Origin of the sequence: Lentzea atacamensis (assembly GCF_003269295.1) — a bacterium.
Lineage (GTDB): Bacteria > Actinomycetota > Actinomycetes > Mycobacteriales > Pseudonocardiaceae > Lentzea > Lentzea atacamensis.
On sequence record NZ_QLTT01000008.1, the window covers coordinates 107753 to 125215 of the forward strand.

Annotated in this window: 26 protein-coding genes and 1 pseudogene; 17 read left to right on the forward strand and 10 right to left on the reverse strand. The window is 69.6% G+C overall.

The window, feature by feature from the left end; all coding sequences use genetic code 11:
• Positions 1-141: 141 nt before the first annotated feature.
• Positions 142-405: pseudogene (locus tag C8D87_RS48095) on the forward strand (phosphatase PAP2 family protein); the annotation flags it as partial.
• Positions 406-600: 195 nt separating this feature from the next.
• Here C8D87_RS48095 and C8D87_RS46285 read toward each other — a convergent pair.
• The 3 genes from C8D87_RS46285 to C8D87_RS31580 are packed head-to-tail and all read right to left on the reverse strand — an operon-like array spanning position 601 to position 2935.
• Positions 601-867, reverse strand: a complete 267-nt coding sequence (locus tag C8D87_RS46285; protein ID WP_170155338.1) for an HPr family phosphocarrier protein — start codon at positions 865-867, stop codon at positions 601-603.
• 23 nt (positions 868-890) lie between these two features.
• The gene (locus tag C8D87_RS31575; protein WP_112229426.1) at positions 891-2183 is read right to left on the reverse strand and encodes a PTS transporter subunit EIIC; all 1293 of its coding nucleotides are present in this window, start codon (positions 2181-2183) and stop codon (positions 891-893) included.
• Positions 2180-2935 carry a GntR family transcriptional regulator gene (locus C8D87_RS31580; RefSeq protein ID WP_233440217.1) on the reverse strand — a complete coding sequence of 252 codons (756 nt, stop codon included), beginning with the start codon at positions 2933-2935 and terminating at the stop codon, positions 2180-2182. The genes C8D87_RS31575 and C8D87_RS31580 overlap by 4 nt, the downstream gene beginning before the upstream one ends.
• A gap of 110 nt (positions 2936-3045) precedes the next feature.
• Between C8D87_RS31580 and C8D87_RS31585 the strand changes: the two genes are divergently transcribed.
• The 8 genes from C8D87_RS31585 (at position 3046) to C8D87_RS31620 (ending at position 8454) form a co-directional block, all read left to right on the forward strand.
• A complete protein-coding gene (locus C8D87_RS31585) occupies positions 3046-3282 on the forward strand; it encodes a glucose PTS transporter subunit EIIB (protein WP_109641667.1) in 237 nt (78 codons plus the stop codon).
• Positions 3279-3734, forward strand: a complete 456-nt coding sequence (locus tag C8D87_RS31590; RefSeq protein WP_112229427.1) for a PTS sugar transporter subunit IIA — start codon at positions 3279-3281, stop codon at positions 3732-3734. Before C8D87_RS31585 ends, C8D87_RS31590 begins: the two co-directional genes overlap by 4 nt.
• Positions 3735-3928: 194 nt before the next feature.
• Positions 3929-4381 (forward strand): prepilin peptidase, encoded by a 453-nt coding sequence (locus C8D87_RS31595; RefSeq protein ID WP_112229428.1) that lies wholly within the window; start codon positions 3929-3931, stop codon positions 4379-4381.
• 13 nt (positions 4382-4394) lie between these two features.
• A complete protein-coding gene (gene aroC, locus C8D87_RS31600; protein ID WP_112229636.1) occupies positions 4395-5594 on the forward strand; it encodes a chorismate synthase in 1200 nt (399 codons plus the stop codon).
• A complete protein-coding gene (locus C8D87_RS31605) occupies positions 5591-6097 on the forward strand; it encodes a shikimate kinase (protein WP_112229429.1) in 507 nt (168 codons plus the stop codon). The genes aroC and C8D87_RS31605 overlap by 4 nt, the downstream gene beginning before the upstream one ends.
• Positions 6094-7203, forward strand: a complete 1110-nt coding sequence (aroB, locus tag C8D87_RS31610) for a 3-dehydroquinate synthase (RefSeq protein ID WP_109641663.1) — start codon at positions 6094-6096, stop codon at positions 7201-7203. Before C8D87_RS31605 ends, aroB begins: the two co-directional genes overlap by 4 nt.
• Positions 7200-7634, forward strand: a complete 435-nt coding sequence (gene aroQ / locus C8D87_RS31615) for a type II 3-dehydroquinate dehydratase (RefSeq protein WP_112229430.1) — start codon at positions 7200-7202, stop codon at positions 7632-7634. The genes aroB and aroQ overlap by 4 nt, the downstream gene beginning before the upstream one ends.
• 442 nt (positions 7635-8076) lie before the next feature.
• Positions 8077-8454, forward strand: coding sequence for a VOC family protein (locus C8D87_RS31620; RefSeq protein WP_112229637.1), 378 nt, complete (start codon positions 8077-8079; stop codon positions 8452-8454).
• Here the strand turns inward: C8D87_RS31620 and C8D87_RS31625 are convergent.
• Positions 8440-8844, reverse strand: a complete 405-nt coding sequence (locus C8D87_RS31625; protein ID WP_146231871.1) for a B-4DMT family transporter — start codon at positions 8842-8844, stop codon at positions 8440-8442. The two genes, C8D87_RS31620 and C8D87_RS31625, sit on opposite strands and share 15 nt — an antisense overlap.
• A 35-nt stretch (positions 8845-8879) precedes the next feature.
• Between C8D87_RS31625 and C8D87_RS31630 the strand changes: the two genes are divergently transcribed.
• From C8D87_RS31630 to nusB, 3 genes are read left to right on the forward strand one after another with little or no spacing between them, the layout of a single operon-like run.
• Positions 8880-9956, forward strand: a complete 1077-nt coding sequence (locus C8D87_RS31630; protein ID WP_112229431.1) for a M24 family metallopeptidase — start codon at positions 8880-8882, stop codon at positions 9954-9956.
• Between the two features lie 31 nt (positions 9957-9987).
• A complete protein-coding gene (gene efp, locus C8D87_RS31635) occupies positions 9988-10554 on the forward strand; it encodes an elongation factor P (protein WP_109641657.1) in 567 nt (188 codons plus the stop codon).
• A complete protein-coding gene (gene nusB, locus C8D87_RS31640) occupies positions 10554-10973 on the forward strand; it encodes a transcription antitermination factor NusB (RefSeq protein ID WP_109641656.1) in 420 nt (139 codons plus the stop codon). Before efp ends, nusB begins: the two co-directional genes overlap by 1 nt.
• A 57-nt stretch (positions 10974-11030) precedes the next feature.
• Here the strand turns inward: nusB and C8D87_RS31645 are convergent, their stop codons facing one another.
• Positions 11031-11717, reverse strand: a complete 687-nt coding sequence (locus C8D87_RS31645; protein WP_112229432.1) for a TetR/AcrR family transcriptional regulator — start codon at positions 11715-11717, stop codon at positions 11031-11033.
• Positions 11718-11782: 65 nt separating this feature from the next.
• Between C8D87_RS31645 and C8D87_RS46290 the strand changes: the two genes are divergently transcribed.
• Positions 11783-11959 (forward strand): SRPBCC family protein, encoded by a 177-nt coding sequence (locus C8D87_RS46290; RefSeq protein ID WP_170166653.1) that lies wholly within the window; start codon positions 11783-11785, stop codon positions 11957-11959.
• A gap of 2 nt (positions 11960-11961) precedes the next feature.
• Here C8D87_RS46290 and C8D87_RS31650 read toward each other — a convergent pair whose 3' ends face one another.
• Positions 11962-12453, reverse strand: coding sequence for an AAA family ATPase (locus C8D87_RS31650; RefSeq protein ID WP_233442391.1), 492 nt, complete (start codon positions 12451-12453; stop codon positions 11962-11964).
• Between the two features lie 28 nt (positions 12454-12481).
• Positions 12482-13069 carry an HD domain-containing protein gene (locus C8D87_RS31655; RefSeq protein ID WP_233440214.1) on the reverse strand — a complete coding sequence of 196 codons (588 nt, stop codon included), beginning with the start codon at positions 13067-13069 and terminating at the stop codon, positions 12482-12484.
• Positions 13070-13173: 104 nt separating this feature from the next.
• Between C8D87_RS31655 and C8D87_RS31660 the strand changes: the two genes are divergently transcribed.
• Together C8D87_RS31660 and C8D87_RS31665 are read left to right on the forward strand one after the other, a co-directional pair.
• Positions 13174-14022, forward strand: a complete 849-nt coding sequence (locus tag C8D87_RS31660) for a helix-turn-helix domain-containing protein (protein ID WP_112229434.1) — start codon at positions 13174-13176, stop codon at positions 14020-14022.
• On the forward strand, positions 13997-14176 hold the full coding sequence (locus tag C8D87_RS31665; protein WP_112229435.1) for a DUF397 domain-containing protein: 180 nt from the start codon (positions 13997-13999) through the stop codon (positions 14174-14176). The genes C8D87_RS31660 and C8D87_RS31665 overlap by 26 nt, the downstream gene beginning before the upstream one ends.
• Here C8D87_RS31665 and C8D87_RS48100 read toward each other — a convergent pair.
• Both C8D87_RS48100 and C8D87_RS31675 read right to left on the reverse strand, forming a co-directional pair.
• Positions 14173-14397, reverse strand: coding sequence for a RidA family protein (locus tag C8D87_RS48100; RefSeq protein WP_233442392.1), 225 nt, complete (start codon positions 14395-14397; stop codon positions 14173-14175). The two genes, C8D87_RS31665 and C8D87_RS48100, sit on opposite strands and share 4 nt — an antisense overlap.
• 188 nt (positions 14398-14585) lie before the next feature.
• Positions 14586-15296, reverse strand: a complete 711-nt coding sequence (locus C8D87_RS31675) for an SDR family oxidoreductase (RefSeq protein WP_112229436.1) — start codon at positions 15294-15296, stop codon at positions 14586-14588.
• Positions 15297-15383: 87 nt separating this feature from the next.
• Between C8D87_RS31675 and C8D87_RS31680 the strand changes: the two genes are divergently transcribed.
• Together C8D87_RS31680 and C8D87_RS31685 are read left to right on the forward strand one after the other, a co-directional pair.
• Positions 15384-16202: a sigma-70 family RNA polymerase sigma factor gene (locus C8D87_RS31680; RefSeq protein ID WP_267899896.1), complete on the forward strand. Its 819-nt coding sequence runs from the start codon at positions 15384-15386 to the stop codon at positions 16200-16202.
• Positions 16195-16893 (forward strand): M15 family metallopeptidase, encoded by a 699-nt coding sequence (locus tag C8D87_RS31685; protein ID WP_109640353.1) that lies wholly within the window; start codon positions 16195-16197, stop codon positions 16891-16893. Before C8D87_RS31680 ends, C8D87_RS31685 begins: the two co-directional genes overlap by 8 nt.
• A gap of 39 nt (positions 16894-16932) precedes the next feature.
• On the opposite strand, the gene bldD is transcribed toward C8D87_RS31685, so the two are convergent.
• A complete protein-coding gene (bldD, locus tag C8D87_RS31690) occupies positions 16933-17421 on the reverse strand; it encodes a transcriptional regulator BldD (protein WP_030471611.1) in 489 nt (162 codons plus the stop codon).
• Positions 17422-17463 lie beyond the last annotated feature (42 nt).

The following is a 17463-nucleotide window of genomic DNA, read 5'->3' on the forward strand; positions in this document are numbered from 1 at the left end:
CCAGAGCTGTCGCTGCAGCGCTCCTGGGCGTCCGACGTGGACATGGTGATCATCGTCGCCGCAGTGCTCGTGATCCTCATAGCGCGCAAGAAGGCGTTTCCGCCGTTGCTGGTGCTCGGCGGGTCCGTGTTGCTCGCGCAGATGCTGAAGCTCCACGTGCTGGTGCGGCCCGCGCTCGACGAGGACGCGGTGCTGGTGCACAACAGCTTTCCCAGTGGGCACACGACCGCGGCGGTGGCGTCGGTGATCGCGGTGACCATGGCGGTGCCGAAGCGGTTTGCCCTTTTGGTCGCGGTGCCCGGTGCGCTCGGGGCGGGTGCGGTCGCGGCGGAGACGGTGTCGCTCGGCTGGCACCGGTTCAGCGACACGCTCGGCGCGGCGCTGCTGGTCTCGACGCTCGCGTTCCTGGTGCTGCGCAAGTGGACCGCGGGGCTGGTCGTGCCGCCCGCGATCGCGGCGGGCGGGGTGTGGCTCATGGTGACGTACCCGCAGGCCACGCCGTCGACCTTGGCCGGCGTCGTGACCGCGGGTGTCGTCCTGCACTTCGGGTGGGCGGTGAGTGGTTCCGGCCGTCGGGGCGACCGGAACCACTCACCCGACTCACTCGTCGTGGTCGGTGGCGATCAGTTCGGCGATGGCGTCCAGAGCGGCGTCCGCTCCGTCCCCGTCGGCGCTGAGCACCACCTCGTCACCGTGCATGGCGCCGAGGGTCATCAGACCCAGCACACTCGCCGCGTCCACGGCTTCGCCGCCGTCCTTGCGGATGGTGACCGTCACCGGCTGGTCGGCGGCGGCCTTCGCCAGCAGTGCGGCAGGTCGGGCGTGCAGTCCGACCTTGCTGGCCACGGTGACCCGTCGCTCGGCCATGATGGTTCCTCCCGGTAGAGCTGCTACTTGTCGGTCTTCGGGTCGCGGACGTCGGTCTTCGTGGTGCTCGCCTCGTCCCGCGCGCTGCCCACGACACTCTCGTCGGCTTCCGGCGACTCGTCGTCCTCGCGGCCCGGCGTCTTCAGGTTCCACTTGGTGATGACCCAGCGGAACAGGAAGTAGTAGATCGCCGCGTAGATGAGGCCGAGGACGATCAGCAGCCACGGCTTGGTGGCGATGTTCCAGTTCAGGATGAAGTCGATCGCACCGGCCGAGAACGAGAAGCCGTCGTGGATGCCGAGTGCGTTCGAGATCGCCAGCGAGGTGCCGGTCAGGACCGCGTGGATCAGGTACAGCGGCCACGCGACGAACATGAACGCGAACTCGAGCGGCTCCGTCACACCGGTGATGAACGCGGTGAGCGCGGCGGAGCCCATGATGCCGGCGATGATCTTCTTCTGGCTGGGCCGCGCGGTGTGCACGATCGCCAGTGCGGCGGCGGGCAGCGCGAACATCAGGATCGGGAAGAAGCCGGTCTGGAACGTGCCGGCGCTCGGGTCGCCCGCGAAGAAGCGCGGGATGTCACCGGTCTTCTCGTTGTACTCGCCGAACTGGAACCACACGACGTTGTTGATGATGTGGTGCAGACCGAGCGGGATGAGCAGACGGTTGATCATGCCGTAGAGGCCGGCACCGATGATCGTGCTGCCGGTGACCCAGTTGCCCAGGGCGGTGATGCCCGCGTCGAACCACGGGTACACCAGACCGAGCATCACGCCGACGAGCACCATGACGCCCGCGACGATGATCGGCACGAACCGCCGGCCACCGAAGAACGCCAGGTACGGAGGCAGCTTGATGCGGTGGTACTTCTGCCACAGCAGGGCGGTCAGGAGCCCGACGACGATACCGCCGAGCACTCGGTAGTCGATCAACTCGGGCTTCGCGGCAGGGTCTGTCGGCTGGTCGAGGACCAGCGGAGACATCGCCTTGAAGACGCTGGTCAGCGTCACGTAGCCGACCACGGCGGCCAGGGCCGTGGAACCGTCACCGCGCCGGGCGAACCCGACGGCGATGCCGACCGCGAACAGCAGGGCGAGGTTGCTGAACAGCGCGTCGCCCGCCGCGCCGATCACCGCGGCGACGGCGTTCCAGCCGAGACCGTCCTTGCCCAGCATGTCGTCTTGACCGAAGCGGAGCAGGAGACCTGCCGCGGGCAGCACGGCGATCGGCAGCATGAGGCTGCGACCGAAGCGCTGCAACGTGGCGAGGCCCTTGATCTGACGACCGCCCACATCTGCGGTGTTGGCGCTCATCGGGTACCTCCCTTGGCGGAGTTCGGTCCGGTCCCCGGGACGGTCCGGTCCAGTTGCATGGTCACCTGGTAGAGATCGCCCCGGTACCAGGAAGTAACGTCTTCGCACGGCCGCCCCTGTGAGCTGGCGACCCTTCTGAACACGAGCAGCGGGCTGCCCTTGCGGACGTCGAGCGCCTTGGCCGTGTCGGCGTCGGCGGTCTCTGCCCACACGGTCTGCCTCGCGTGGTCGAGCTGGACCCCGTACTTCGCCGCGAAGAGCTCGTAGAGCGACCCGGTCAGGTCGCACCGGTCGAGCTCGGGCAGCAGGTGCGGGCTGTACCAGCCGGCCTCGACAGCCAACGGTGCCCCGTCGGCCTTGCGCAGCCGCACGACGCGATAGGCGTACTCGTCGTCGTCCAGCCCCAGCGAGGCCTTCGAGCCGGGAACCGCCTGCCCGCAGCTGATCACCTCGGTGCTGGGCTCGAGCCCGCGCGCCTTCATGTCCGAGGTGAACGAGGCCAGGAACAACTGCAGGTCGTAGCGGCGCCGCGCGGTGAACGTGCCGCGCCCCTTGGCCCGCGTGAGCAGGCCTTCTGCGACCAGTTGGCCTACTGCCGCCCGCACTGTGATGCGGGACACTCCGTACCGCTCGGCGAGGTCGCGTTCGGACGGAATGGGCGAGCCGGGGGCGAGGTCGTGCTCGGCGAGGCGACGCAGGATCTCGCGCAGTTGTGCGTGCTTGGGCTTGGGCCCGTCCACGATCTCGTGCACTCGCTCACCTCCTCGCAGTGGTACTTTCCGGTCTAGACCAGTTGGTGCGGGAGAATGCTCCGCGCACTGAGCGGGTGTCAACCGCTGTTACGGGAACGAGAGGTACGAACGTGGCTGACGACAAGGCGCAGAAGATCATCGACGCGCTGGGCGGCGCGTCCAACATCGTCGAGATCGAACCGTGCATCACCCGCCTGCGGTGTGAGCTCGAGGACGGTTCCGTGGTGGACGAGAAGGCCCTGAAGGCGTTGGGAGCACACGGGGTCATGCGCTCCGGCAACGTCGTTCAGGTCGTCGTCGGCCCCGAGGCGGACACGATCGCGTCCGACATCGAGGACCTCCTGTGAGCCTCCGCGTCGGCAGCCCCGTGACCGGCCGCGCGGTCGCGCTCTCCGCGGTGCCGGACCCGGTCTTCTCGCAGGCGATGGTCGGCCCCGGCGTGGCCGTCGAGCCGGTGCGTTCCCGGTCCGACGTGGTCTCTCCCGTCGACGGCACCGTGGTGACGCTGCACCCGCACGCGTTCGTGGTCGCGACCGGCGACGGCGCGGCCGTGCTGGTCCACCTCGGCATCGACACCGTGAAGCGCAAGGGTGAGGGCTTCGAGCTGCACGTGGTCAAGGGCGAGGAGGTGCGGGCCGGTCAGCGGATCGTGACCTGGGACCCGGCCGAGGTCGAGGCGGCGGGCTTCGCCCCGATCTGCCCGGTGATCGCGCTGGACGCCTCCGCCGACGTGCTGGCCGACGTCGCGGTGGACGTGGACGTGGCGGCGAACGACGCCCTGTTCGACTGGTCTCGCTGATCTTGTCGGTGGTGCCGGCCAGGTTGGGTTGCGAGGGGATCCCAGGCCGGGGGTACCCCTGCGCAGGCCTGCGGCACCACCGGTTCGGGCGTTTTCCCAGCCCGTAACAGGGCACGTTGGGGCCGTGCGTGAACGGACCGTTCACGACCGGTCGCGATTTGTGTCCGAGTCGTACCCGGCAGGACCGTGGTGTCATGACCACGGTCCTGCTCGCGTCTCTGCTGAGTTCGCTGTGGACGGTCGCGGACGCACTGGACGCGCCGCCGTCGTCGTACCTGCTCGCCTGGTTCGGCATCGTCCTCGCGATGGTCGACCTGCGGCACCACCGGTTGCCGGACGCGCTGACCCTCCCGCTGGCCGCCGCGCTGCTGCTCCTGGAGTCCCACAGACTGGGAGCCGCGGCGCTCGCAGCGGTGATCTTCGGTGGCGCTCATCTCGCGGTCCGGCGCCTGAAGCCTGCCCTCATGGGCGGCGGAGACGTGAAGCTCGCATTCGGCCTAGGCGCACCGCTCGGACTGCCATTGCTCCTACCTGCGGCGATGCTGTCCAGCGCGGTCACCCTCGCGCTCGCGGGCATCAGGCGCAGCAGGAGAGTGCCGCACGGGCCGGGCTTGCTGGCCGCCACCTGGGCGTTGACGACGCTGTGAAAGGATTGTGAACGTGCTGCGCTGGATCACCGCTGGAGAATCACACGGCCCCGCTCTCGTCGCCGTCCTCGAGGGCATGCCCGCCGGTGTCGAGGTGACCACCGAGGACCTCGTCACCCAGCTGGGGCGTCGCAGGCTCGGTTTCGGTCGCTCGCCCCGGATGGGCTTCGAGCAGGACGAGGTCGAGATCCTCGGCGGCGTGCGTCACGGCAAGACCCAGGGCGGCCCGATCGCGGTCACCATCGGCAACTCCGAGTGGCCGAAGTGGCAGACCGTGATGTCCGCGGATCCCGTCGACCCGAGCCTGCTCAAGCCGACCGGCCGCAACGAGGCCCTCACGCGGCCCCGGCCCGGTCACGCCGACCTGCCGGGCATGCAGAAGTTCGGCTTCGACGAGGCGCGACCCGTGCTCGAACGCGCCAGCGCCCGGGAGACCGCGGCTCGCACGGCGCTGGGCACGGTGGCGCGGCAGTTCCTGCAGCAGCTGCTGGGCGTGCAGATCCTGAGCCACGTGGTGTCCATCGGCAAGGCGCAGACGCCGGAGGACAGCGCTCTGCCCACGCCGGACGACCTGCCCGCCATCGACGAGTCGCCGGTGCGCTGCTTCGACGCGCGCGGCACCGAGGCCATGGTCGCCGAGGTCGAGGCCGTGAAGGAGGCCGGTGACACCGTCGGCGGCGTGATCGAGGTGCTCGCGTACGGGCTGCCGCCGGGCCTCGGCTCGCACGTGCACTGGGACCGCCGCCTCGACGCGCGCCTGGCCGCCGCCCTGATGGGCGTGCAGGCGATGAAGGGCGTGGAGATCGGCGACGGGTTCACCTCCGCCCAGCGCTGGGGTTCGCAGGCGCACGACGAGATCGACCGCGGCAGCGGCCCGGTCGGCGTCACGCGCCGCTCGAACCGCGCGGGTGGCCTCGAAGGCGGCATCACCAACGGCGAGATCCTCCGTGCGCGCGTTGCGATGAAGCCCATCTCGACCGTCCCACGTGCACTGTCCACTGTGGATGTCCGCACCGGTGAGCCCGCCGTCGCCATCCACCAGCGTTCGGACGTCTGCGCCGTGCCGCGTGCCGGTGTCGTGCTGGAGTCCGTCGTGGCGCTGGTGCTCGCCGAGGCCGCGCTGGAGAAGTTCGGCGGCGACTCGCTGGGCGAGACGCGCCGCAACGCCCACGCGTACCTGAAGGCGCTGGAAGCCCGCTGGGAGGGCCTGTGAGCCCGAAGTTCGTCGTGGTCGGGCCTCCGGGGGCCGGCAAGACGACGGTCAGCGAGCTGCTGGCCAAGCAGCTGAACCTCGCCTTCCGCGACGTCGACGCGGACATCGTCGAGACCGCGGGCAAGCCGATCGCGGACATCTTCACCGGCGACGGTGAGCCCGTTTTCCGTGCCATGGAAGAAGAAGCGGTCGCCAAGGCGCTCGAGGAACACGACGGCGTGCTCGCGCTCGGCGGGGGAGCCGTGCTGTCCGCGGTGACCCGCGAGCGGCTGAAGAAGCACACGGTCGTGTTCCTCAACGTCGGCATGGCCGAGGGCGTGCGCCGCACCGGGTTGTCGTCCGCGCGCCCGCTGCTGTCCGGGGTGAACCCGCGCGCCACGTTCAAGGCGCTGCTCGACGCACGCCTGCCGCTGTACCGCGAGGTCGCGACGATCGAGGTGCTGACAGACGCCCTCGACCCGGAGCAGGTGGCCGAAGCGGTGATCAAGGGAGCCAGCGAATGACCGAGCCCGTCCGCATCCGGGTCGCCGCGGAGAAGCCCTACGACGTCGTGATCGGCCGAGGCCTGCTCGGCGACATCGTGGACTTCCTGAAGGGCACCGCCAAGATCGCGATCGTCCACCAGCCGACCCTCGCCGCCACGGCCGAGGTGCTGGTCGACGAGCTCAAGGCCGCGGGCGCCGACGCGCACCGCGTCGAGATCCCCGACGCCGAGGACGGCAAGGACCTCGCCGTCGCCGGCTTCTGCTGGGACGTGCTGGGCAAGATCGGCCTGTCCCGCACCGACGTCGTCGTCGGCCTCGGCGGCGGCGCGGTGACCGACCTCGCGGGCTTCGTCGCCTCCACGTGGATGCGCGGCGTGCGCCTGGTGAACATCCCGACCACGCTGCTCGGCATGGTCGACGCGGCGGTCGGCGGCAAGACCGGCATCAACACCGACGCGGGCAAGAACCTCGTCGGCACGTTCTACGAGCCGGACGCCATCTTCGTCGACCTGGCGACCCTGGAAACCCTGCCGCGCAACGAGCTCGTCGCCGGCATGGCCGAGATCGTGAAGGGCGGCTTCATCGCAGACCCGGTGATCCTCGACCTGATCGAGGCGGATCCTCAGGCAGCCCTGGACCCCACGGGTGAGGTGCTGGCCGAACTGGTCCGCCGCAAGATCCAGATCAAGGCCGACGTCGTCACCAGCGACCTCCGCGAGTCGTCGTTGCGCGAGATCCTCAACTACGGCCACACCCTCGGCCACGCCATCGAACGCCGCGAGCGCTACCGCTGGCGCCACGGCGCCGCCATCAGCGTGGGCCTGGTCTTCGCCGCCGAACTGGCCCGCCTCGCCGGCCGCCTGGACGACGAGACCGCCGACCGCCACAAGTCCGTTCTGCAGCTCCTGGGCCTGCCGACGTCCTACGACCCGGACGCCCTCCCGCAGCTGATGGAGGGCATGAAGGTCGACAAGAAGAACAAGGCGGGCGTGCTCCGCTTCGTCGTCCTCGACGGTCTCGCCAAGCCCGGCCGCCTGGAGGGCCCGGACCCGGCCCTGATCGCCGCCGCCTACTCGGCCGTCGCCGCCGAGCCGACGTCCGGTTCCGGAAAGGTGCTGCTGTGAAGGTCCTCGTCCTCAACGGCCCGAACCTGAACCGCCTCGGCACCCGCGAGCCGCTCATCTACGGCAGCACCACCCACGCCGACCTCGTCGAGATGTGCGTGGCGGAGGGCAAGGAGCTCGGCTTCGACGTCGAGGTCCGTCAGACCGCCCACGAGGGCGAGATGGTCGCGTGGCTGCACGAGGCCGCCGACGCCTCGATCCCGGTCGTGCTGAACGGCGCCGCGTGGACGCACTACTCGATCGCCCTGCGCGACGCGTGCTCGCAGCTCACCGCGCCGCTGGTCGAGGTGCACATCTCGAACATCCACCAGCGCGAGGAGTTCCGGCACCACAGCGTCATCTCGGCGGTTGCGAACGGTGTGATCGTGGGGCTGGGCGTGGAGGGCTACCTGCTCGCGCTGCGCTGGCTGTCGCTCAAGCACCAGCCGTAACCCGTTCGTACAGGAGTCCGCCGAGCGCAAGGACCGCGGCGAACGCCGTCAGCCCGAACACGGCCTTCCTCACCTTGGTGGCGTTCGGTCTGAACATCGCCGGGGGTCGACAGCGCCGCACCGGTCAGCAACAGGACGTCGCCGCTGACGTTGTGCACCTGCACGACTGCGGCGTTGTCGCAGACCTCGCCCGTGACGGAGTTGTGCGGGTGGTGCTCGTCGGGCGTGGTCGTCCTTTGCCGCGTGTGCGGTGGGGATGTTCACGACGCTGGCGCCGGGGCCCACCCAGATCGCGGCCGGTTGATCGTCGATCTCCGGCCAGATCATGGACATTCTCCAGGTCAGCGTTTGAACCCGGCACACCTTTTCGCGGAGCCGGCAGGCGCGCCGCCTGTCCATCAATTGACCATCGGCTCGGTCATTGCCGCAGGAAGGAGTGACGGTGCTCCACCACGTCGAGCTGTGGGTTCCGGACCTGGCCCGCGCCGAGGCCACCTTCGGGTGGTTGTTCACCGCGCTCGGCTGGACCGAGCACCAGCGCTGGAACGCGGGCGTCAGCTGGAAGCTCAACGAGACCTACGTCGTGGTCGAGCAGTCCCCGGCCCTGACAGGTCCACACGATCGAATGAAAGCGGGCCTCAACCACCTCGCCCTGCACGCGGGCACCCGCGCCGACGTCGACCGGCTCACCGCGCACGCCCAGCGCAACGGCTGGCAGCTGATGTTCGCCGACAAGCACCCGCACGCCGGCGGCGAGGACCACTACGCCGCCTTCCTGGAGAACGAGGACGGCTTCGAGGTGGAGCTAGTGGCGGGCTGAGTCCTTCTGCGCGAGGAACCCGCCCAGCAGCATCCCGAGCCCGGCCGGTGCCAGCACGAGCAACGCCGTGAACGCCGCCCCGCCCGTCAGCGCCACCCACAGCGCCTCCTGGCCGGTCTGGTCGACCAGCAGTGCCGACCCGATCACCCCCAGCGCACCGGCGAACGGCCCGGCGATCAGCGCGGCGATGAACCACTGCATGCCCGCCGAGGGCAGCTCGCGGAGCCGGTCGACCGCGCCCCAGATGACGGCGGCGGCGACCAGCAACCCGATCGCGATGGGGCGGACCGACGTGGCCTCCGGGCTGCGCACGCCCACGGCCGCCACGCCGGTCTGCACGGCCCCGTGCAGGAGCCCCATCCACAACGCACGGACGAACCAAGGACGCATGCGGACAGCTTAGGACTGGTCGTACGCTGCGAGACATGTCGTCCTACGCCGCTCGCCGCATCGCACTGCGCCAGGAGCTCCAGGCCGCGAGCCTGGACGGGCTGCTCGTCACGAACCTGCTGAACGTCCGTTATCTCACGGGGTTCACCGGATCGAACGCGGCTGTCCTGATCGACGCCGGCGGTGACGACAAGTCGGTGTTCTGCACCGACGGCAGGTATCTCACGCAGTCGGCGAGGCAGGTTCCGGACCTGGAGCGGCTGATCGACCGGCCGTGCGACATCGCGCTGGCGCGCCGGGCCAAGGGCAGGCTCGGGTTCGAGAGCCACCACGTCACGGTCGACGGCCTCGAAGCGCTCACGGGCGCGGCGGAGAAGGCGGAGCTGACCAGGGCAGGCGGCCTGGTCGAGAAGCTGCGGCTGGTCAAGGACGAGGTCGAGATCGAGGCGCTGCGCATGGCGTGCGCGGCGGCGGACCGGGCGCTGGCGGCGTTGATCGGGCACGGCGGGCTGCGCGCGGGCTGCACGGAACGCGAGATCGCGCGCGAGCTGGAGAGCCGCATGCTCGACCACGGCGCGGAAGGACCGTCGTTCTCCTCGATCGTGGCGTTCGGGGCGAACTCCGCGGTGCCGCACCACTCGCCGACGGACGCGGTGCTGCACCAGGGCGACTTCATCAAGCTCGACTTCGGCGCGCTCGTGGACGGCTACCACTCCGACATGACCCGCACGCTCGTGCTCGGCAAGCCCGCCGACTGGCAGCGCGACCTGTACGACCTGGTCGCACGGTCCCAGGCGGCCGGGCGCAACGCCCTCAAGCCCGGGGTGAAGGTGAGTGAGGTCGACCACGCGTCGCGCGAGGTGATCGAGAAGGGCGGGCACGGCGAGGGGTTCCTGCACGGCCTGGGGCACGGGGTCGGGCTGGAGATCCACGAGGCACCGGCGTTGTCGAAGGCGGGTGACGGTACACTTTCGGCCGGTATGGCGGTCACCGTCGAGCCCGGCGTGTACTTGTCGGGGCGGGGCGGAGTCCGCATCGAGGACACCCTCGTGGTGCGCGAAAGCGGGCCGGAGCTCCTCACCCTGACCACGAAGGAACTCGTGGTCGTCTGACACCCCGTCCAATCACAGGAGAAATTCCCCCGTGGCCACCACGAACGACCTGAAGAACGGCCTGGTGCTGAACCTCGACGGCCAGCTCTGGACCGTCACCGCGTTCCAGCACGTCAAGCCCGGCAAGGGTGGCGCCTTCGTGCGCACGACCCTCAAGCACGTGCTGACCGGGAAGGTCGTCGACAAGACCTTCAACGCGGGCACCAAGGTCGACACCGCCACCGTGGACAAGCGCGGCATGACGTTCCTCTACAAGGACGGCGCCGACTTCATCTTCATGGACGGCGACACCTACGACCAGATCCCGGTTCCCGCCGAGACCGTTGGCGACGCCGCCAACTACATGCTGGAGAACCAGGAGGCCGTGGTGGCCGTCCACGAGGGCGTGCCGCTGTTCATCGAGCTCCCGACCTCGGTCGAGCTCGTCATCGAACACACCGACCCCGGCCTGCAGGGCGACCGCTCCACCGGTGGCACCAAGCCCGCCCGCCTCGAGACCGGCGCCGAGATCCAGGTCCCGCTGTTCGTCACGACCGGCGAGAAGATCAAGGTCGACACCCGCGACGGCCGTTACCTCGGCCGCGTCAGCGACAAGTAATGGGCGCTCGCAGCAAGGCCCGCAAGCGCGCGGTCGACTTCCTCTACGAAGCCGACCTGCTCGGCAGCGACCCCGTGACGCTGCTGGCCTCGCGGGTCGGGTCCCCGGACGTGCCGCCGGTGAACGACTACACGGTGACCCTCGTCGAAGGCGTCGCCGCTCACCGCGCGCGCATCGACGACCTCATCTCCGAACACGCCGAGGGCTGGACCCTGCAGCGCATGCCGGCGGTCGACCGCGCGATCCTGCGCCTGGGCCTGTACGAGCTGCTGTGGGCGGCCGACGTGCCGGACGCGGTCGCGATCGACGAGGCCGTGGAGCTCGCCAAGGGCCTGTCCACGGACGACTCGCCGCGCTTCGTGAACGGCGTGCTCGGCCGGATCGCGGTGATCGCGGACCAGCTGCGCGCTGTTCTGTAGTTCTGGACTGCGCAACGGCCGCTCGCTCCCGACCGGGGCGGGCGGCCGTTGCCGTGTTCAGCTTCCGAGCACCAGTGCGGCGAACGACAGTCCGCTCACGGCGTCGGGATCTGTCTCGCCGGAGACCAGCAGCTGCCCGGCCAGTGTCGTGAACAGCCACGCGCGATAGGCGGTCACGCTCCACCGCGCGTCCTCCACCAGCCCGTGGTAGACGTCGTGGCCGACCAGCACGACGACCAGATCGGTCGCGCGGTCGACGCCGAGGCCGGGACGGAGCTCGCCGAGTTCGGCGATCCTGGCCACCATCGCGCGCTGTCCGCTGCGGCGGTCGGTGGTGACGCCGCGCCAGTAGTCGTTCACGGCGGGGTCGGCGGCCGCCGCGGCGCCGACGGCGGGCCACAGCGCGGCCACCCGCTCGTAGATCGCCGTGCCGTGCTCCACGCCGAGAGCGAGTACGCGCTGACCCGAGGTGGCCGACAGCATCTCCCGCACCCAGGCCCAGGCCGGCACGGGCACCGGATGGTCCTCGCCGGCCGCCGTGACCTCGACGACCTCGGCGAGCAGCTGCCCCTTCGTGCGGAACGTGTAGTAGACGGTCTGCACGGCGACACCCGCCTCCGCCGCGATCTGGTCCATCGTCGTCGCGGCGTACCCCTGCCCGACGAACAGCCCTCGTGCCGCGTCGATCATGCGGCGGCGCGTCTGCCTCGCTCGTTCGGCTCTCGTGGGCTTGACCGGTGCCATGGCCGCGATGATACTGAAGCCGTCACTAGTGGAGCCTCTAGTACTGCGAGAACGAGGAGGCCGCCGTGGTCGTCCTGCGCAACTCCGTGCTGATCGGCTGCACACCGGAAGAGGCGTTCGACCACCTCTCCGACCTCCGCGCGGAACTCGAGTGGAACCCCAAGTGCCAGGTGATGGAGAAGATCACCGAGGGCCGCCGGTGTTCGGAGCCGGACGCACGATCGCCGTCCTGCTGGCCCTGAGGTCACGCCGCTAGCGCGCGGCGGACCTCGGCGGCGATCACGGGCAGGTCCAGCGGCCCGGTCGTGTCGATCTCCACGAGCGGGCCGACGGCCAACGGGCGCACCGGTTCTCCCCACAGCTCGGCCTCGGCGCGCTCCAGATCCAGATGGCCCGCGTGGCGACCGGCGGCCCTGGCGTAGTAGCGCTCCCTGGCCACTTCCACCGGTACGACGCACCGCAGCTCGACCACCGGACCCGGCAACGCCGTCACCAGGGGCCGGGTGTAGTCGAACCAGGTGCTGTCCACCACCGCGCCCGGACAGCGACGCGCGATCCGCAGCACCGCGAGAACCGCCGCCCGCCCCAGCCGCCGCGACTCGCTCACCGTGCCCGGCCGCCCGAGGTCGTCGGCCAGGGCCTCCTTGACCTCGTCCTTGGCCAGCACGGGCAATCCCAGCCACGGACCGAGCGCGGTCGCCAGCGTGGTCTTGCCCGACCCGGGCCACCCTCCCACCAATACGAACACCCTGTTGGTTACCCCGTCAGCTGCGCGCCCAGCCTCGCCGCTCACCCTCGTCGATCAGGTGCATGGCCGCCTCGAAGAGCGTTGTCGAGCCCTCGCCGATGACCGCTTTGCGACCGCGTACGTCGTCCGCGGTGACGCCGGGCGTGCGCCAGGTCCCGCCTTTGGCCATCCAGTTGAGCAACAACGGCTGGAGCCGGTCCATGGCTTTCGCGAACCGCGCTTCCGGCGTCGCGCGCGCCTCGAACTCGTCCCACAGCTCCCGCAACTGCCGGCCGGTGTCGCCGGGCAGGATGCCGAACAACCGGTCCGCCGCGGCCTCCTCGCGTTCCTGCTGGCTCTCGCCCATCGCGGTGTCGTAGATCGGGGTGTCGCCCGCGTAGATCTCGACCAGGTCGTGGACGACCACGAGTTTCATCGTGTGGCCGACGTCGATCGGCTCGTCGGCGTACTCGGCGAGAACCATGACCATCAGCGCGAGGTGCCAGGAGTGCTCCGCGTCGTTCTCGCGCCGGTCGGCCGCGGCGAGCGGGGACTGCCGCAGCACCGTTTTCAGCTGGTCGACCTCGATCAGGAACGTGAGGTGGTCGTGCAGCCGGGAGTCCAAACCGGACGGCAGCGGATTGCTGTCTGTGAGGATGGCTTCAGCCTTTCTTTTTCACCCGAACGAGCCAGTATCGTGGACCGGGAACAAGTCCTGGCGTCGGCCGCATGGCCCACAGCACTCCGTCCACCGCATACAGCCGGGACCTCGGCGACGAACTACGGCGTTTGCGCGAGACCCACACGAACCTCAACGGTAATGCCCTGGCTGTCCGGCTCGGCTGGGACCCGAGCAAGGTCTCCAACATCGAGCACGGCAAGGCGCGGCCGAGCGAGATCGACCTCGTCCAGTACCTCACGATGTGCGGCAAGGACATCGACTTCTTCGAGAACTTCAAACGCCGCTACCGCAACGCTTTCGACGAGTACATCGTCCAGGTGCCAGGCAACCTGCGGACGGTGGCGATGGCCGAGTCCACGGCGACGAAGATCTTCAGCTACAACACCCTGACCTTGCCGGCGCTCGTACAGACGGCCGGGTATGCCGACAGCCTGTACCGCCTGGTCGGGTCCGTCACGGAAGAGCGGATCCCCGAGCTGGTGCAGATCCGGATCGACCGTCAGGCGGTCCTTCGGAAACACGATCGGCCGGATTGCTTGTTCTACGTCCATGAGCTAGCGCTGCAGCAGCGAGTCGGCGACGACCGTGTCATGGAGGACCAGTACCTGAAGCTGTTGTTCAACGCCCACCTCATCAGGCTGGTACCCGCGGAAGTTCCTGCGGTTTCTGCGGGTGTGGTGCTTTGGGAGTTCGACAAAGCGATGCCCGTGGCCTACAGCGACACCGATCTCGTGAGGGTGTTCGTGCAGGATCTCGGCGCCATTGCCCGGACTCGCCTGCTGTTCAACCAGCTGGAGGGCGTCGCCTTGGATGCGGAACAATCGCGGAGCAGGCTGGCGGAGTACGCCGGTCGACCGCGAGAGGAACTCGATGATTCAGGACCGCAGTTGGCGTAAAAGCAGCTACAGCGGAGGTTCGGAGGACAGCGAGTGCATCGAAGTCTCGCTCGCCCACGACGCACTCGTCCGCGACTCGAAGAACGTGGCCGGTGAGGTGCTGGCGTTCAGCACCTCGGCCTGGCGCGCGTTCGTGGCAGACCAGTTGCGTTAGGAGTCGAGCACCGAGGCGATCGCTTCGATCTCCACGAGCTGGTCGGGGTACCCCAGCACCGTGAAGCCCAGCAGAGTGCTCGAAACGTCGTGATCGCCGAAGGCCTCCCGGACCACCTCCCACGCGGTCACCAGGTCCTCCCCGCGTGCCGACGCGACGAGCCCCCTCGTGCTGATCGCGTCGTGCAGCGACGCACCCGCGTCGGAGAGGGCGATCCGCATGTTGTCGACGGCTTCGCCGCCTGCCCCGCGTAGTCCCCGACCGCTGCCGTGGACCCGTCCTCGTTCAACGGGCACGCCCCGGCGAGGAAGATCAGCCGTGCGTGGCCGGCGCCGTCGCCGTGTAGGCGTAGCCGGCCCTGTCGGACAGCGACGACGAGCGGATCAACGTGATGGCCACCGTGAGGACGTTACCGGGCGGCGCCGGCGACGAACTCCTCCCACGTGCGGGTGCCGTGGTCGCCGTCCAGCGTCAGGTTCTGCCCGCCCCGGTACGCCTTCCCGGCCTTGCCCGGCAACCGCACCGGCACCGTCAGCCGCCGCTTGCCCGCGGTGTCCAGGTAGTCCCGCACCAGTTGCCGCAGCTCGAAAACGGCGGGTCCGGCCAGGTCCGGCACGTGTCCTGCAGGCGAACCCAGCGCCAGCTCCACGATCCGCCCGGCCACGTCGCGCACGTCGACCGGCTGCAGCCGAAGCCCCGGCACCGGCACGATCGGCAGCTTCGCGAGGCCGCGGACCATGGTCAAGGTCAGGTCGTGGAACTGGGCGGCGCGCAGGATCGTGAACGGGATGCCCGACAACGCGATGGCCTTCTCGCAGGCGAGCTTGGTGCGCAGCCAGGCCAGCGGCACGGTGTCCGCGCCGATCACCGAGATGTAGACGAGGTGGCGGACCCCGGCGCACGCGGCGAGCAGGTTGCGGGTCGCGAGGTCGTCGCCCTTCTGCCCGCCCGCCAGGTGCACGACGACGTCGGCCTCGATGGGCGGGACGTCCCCGGCGAGCAGGTCGCAGGCGATGTCGCCGTGCCTGCTCAGGGTCGTGACCTGAGCACCGGCCGAGCGCAGCGACGGAACGACGTGCTTGCCGAGGGTGCCGGTGCCGCCGGTGACGAGGATCTTCATGATTACCCTCCCGAGTGAGCTGTTGCCCGGTTGACCCGGCGGCGCTCGGGAACGTGACACGGTGTGTGCCAGGCCACAGGGGGAGTTTTGATCGCGCAGTTCGAGCAGGAGCGCACGCGGTTGCGCGCCGTCGCCCACCGGATGCTCGGGTCGTTCGCCGAGGCCGACGACGCGCTGCAGGAGGCGTGGATCAGGGTCCAGAAGGCCGACACCAGCGACGTCGAGAACCCCCAGGGCTGGCTCACGACCGTTGTCGCGCGGGTCTGCCTGAACATGTTGCGGGATCGCAAGGACCACGCGTTCGAGATGCCGGACCCGGTGATCGACGTCCACGAGGAGCCCGAGCACCAGGCCGTCGCCAAGGACGAGGTCGGGCTCGCGATGCTCATCGTGCTCGACACGCTCAAGCCCGACGAGCGGCTGGCGTTCGTGCTGCACGACATGTTCGCGGTGCCGTTCGACGACATCGCGCCGTTGATCGACAAGACGCCTGCCGCGGCCAGGCAGCTCGCGAGCCGGGCGCGCAAGCGCGTGCAGGACCGGCCCGCGCCGAACGTCGACCTGCCGAAGCAGCGTGAGGTGGTGAACGCGTTCCTCAAGGCGTCGCGCGAGGGCGACCTGGAGGGCCTCGTGTCGGTGCTGCACCCCGACGTCGTGCTGCGCGCGGGAGACCTCGAGGTCATCGGCGGCCGGACGGTGGCCGGGCGCGCCGGCACGTTCCGCAAGTACGCCTCGATGGCGGAGGTCCAGTTCGCGCTCATCGGCGGCGAGTTCGGCTTCGTCACGCGGGTCGACGGCGTGCTGTTCTCGGCGATGGCGTTCACGGTCCGCGACGACAAGATCGTCGCGATCCACGTCATTCAGGACAAGGAGCAGCTCGCGGCGCTGGTGAGCCACAGTGGGTGAGGTCGTGCTGATGTCGGACGCGCGGATCGCGGCGATTCCCGTCCGGGACTGCGGAGAACCCCTCCGCGACGTCCGGCGGGGCGGGGTGATCGCCGTCGACGAGCGCAAGAGCGATGACGAGGGCGCGTTCGCACATCTGAGGGAAGGTCTGCTGAACCGGCTGATGGACGCCCAGGACCTGCTTCCGCGCGGTGTCCGGCTCCTGTTCGTCGAGGGCTACCGGCCGCCCTCACTGCAGCGCTTCTACTTCGAGCGCTACGCCGACGAGCTGAGGGCCGGTCATCCGGAGTGGTCCGCGGAGCAGGTCCGGGCGGCCGCGAGCAGGTACGTGTCGCCGCCCGAGATCGCCCCGCACAGCGCGGGCTCCGCCGTCGACCTCACGCTCGTCTCCGACGACGGACGGGAGCTCGACCTGGGGACTCGGGTGAACGCCAGTCCCGAGGAGAGTGACGGGGCCTGTTACACGGAGGCGGAGAACATCGGCCAGGAGGCTCGGGCCAACCGGCGGCTGCTCGCCGGCGTGCTGAGCGGCGCGGGTCTCGTCAACTACCCCACCGAGTGGTGGCACTGGTCCTACGGCGACCGGTACTGGGCGTTCGTCACCGGTGCCGGTCACGCGGTCTACGGACCGGTGGACCTCGATCGAGGCCCAGTTGCAGCAGTGGCTCCCTCGCCGTCCCAGGGCGACTAACGGGACGTCGAAGGAGCCACTGCTCCGAACGTGTGATGCTCAGTCTTCCTTGGCGGGACGGGCCTCGGGAGGCAGCACGCCCCAGTCGATGAGCTGCTCGGTGAGCTCACCCGGCGTCATGTCGTAGATGATCGCGAGAGAGCGCAGGTCCTCGGTGCGGATGGAGAGGACCTTGCCGTTGTAGTCACCGCGCTGCGACTGGATCGTCGCGGCGTAGCGGGCCAGCGGGCCGACCTTCTCGACCGGCAGCTGCTGGAGCCGTTCGAGGTTGATCACGATCTTGGTGGCCGGCTCGGCACCCGACGGCACGCGGCCCTCGGGCAGGAGCTCGGCGACGGGAACCCCGTAGAAGTCGGCCAGCTCGGCCAGCTTCTGCACGGTCACCGCGCGGTCGCCGCGCTCGTAGGATCCGACGACCACGGCCTTCCAGCGACCGCCGGACTTCTGCTCGACGCCGTGCAGGGACAGACCCTGCTGCTGGCGGATAGCGCGGAGCTTGGCCCCCAGCGCCTTGGCGTAGTCGCCCATGTGGCGGTTCTCCGTTCATTCGCCCCGTCAGCAGTACGGCGG

What these genes read in the sequence shown, in the direction of transcription:
- C8D87_RS31575 (WP_112229426.1), bottom strand. Translation starts at nt 2,183, where the DNA reads ATGAGCGCCAACACCGCAGATGTGGGCGGTCGTCAGATCAAGGGCCTC.
- C8D87_RS31665 (WP_112229435.1), top strand. Translation starts at nt 13,997, where the DNA reads ATGATTCAGGACCGCAGTTGGCGTAAAAGCAGCTACAGCGGAGGTTCG.
- C8D87_RS48100 (WP_233442392.1), bottom strand. Translation starts at nt 14,397, where the DNA reads ATGCGGATCGCCCTCTCCGACGCGGGTGCGTCGCTGCACGACGCGATC.
- aroB (WP_109641663.1), top strand. Translation starts at nt 6,094, where the DNA reads ATGACCGAGCCCGTCCGCATCCGGGTCGCCGCGGAGAAGCCCTACGAC.
- C8D87_RS31595 (WP_112229428.1), top strand. Translation starts at nt 3,929, where the DNA reads ATGACCACGGTCCTGCTCGCGTCTCTGCTGAGTTCGCTGTGGACGGTC.
- C8D87_RS31660 (WP_112229434.1), top strand. Translation starts at nt 13,174, where the DNA reads ATGGCCCACAGCACTCCGTCCACCGCATACAGCCGGGACCTCGGCGAC.
- bldD (WP_030471611.1), bottom strand. Translation starts at nt 17,421, where the DNA reads ATGGGCGACTACGCCAAGGCGCTGGGGGCCAAGCTCCGCGCTATCCGC.
- C8D87_RS31675 (WP_112229436.1), bottom strand. Translation starts at nt 15,296, where the DNA reads ATGAAGATCCTCGTCACCGGCGGCACCGGCACCCTCGGCAAGCACGTC.
- C8D87_RS31645 (WP_112229432.1), bottom strand. Translation starts at nt 11,717, where the DNA reads ATGGCACCGGTCAAGCCCACGAGAGCCGAACGAGCGAGGCAGACGCGC.
- nusB (WP_109641656.1), top strand. Translation starts at nt 10,554, where the DNA reads ATGGGCGCTCGCAGCAAGGCCCGCAAGCGCGCGGTCGACTTCCTCTAC.
- C8D87_RS31630 (WP_112229431.1), top strand. Translation starts at nt 8,880, where the DNA reads ATGTCGTCCTACGCCGCTCGCCGCATCGCACTGCGCCAGGAGCTCCAG.
- C8D87_RS46285 (WP_170155338.1), bottom strand. Translation starts at nt 867, where the DNA reads ATGGCCGAGCGACGGGTCACCGTGGCCAGCAAGGTCGGACTGCACGCC.
- C8D87_RS31625 (WP_146231871.1), bottom strand. Translation starts at nt 8,844, where the DNA reads ATGCGTCCTTGGTTCGTCCGTGCGTTGTGGATGGGGCTCCTGCACGGG.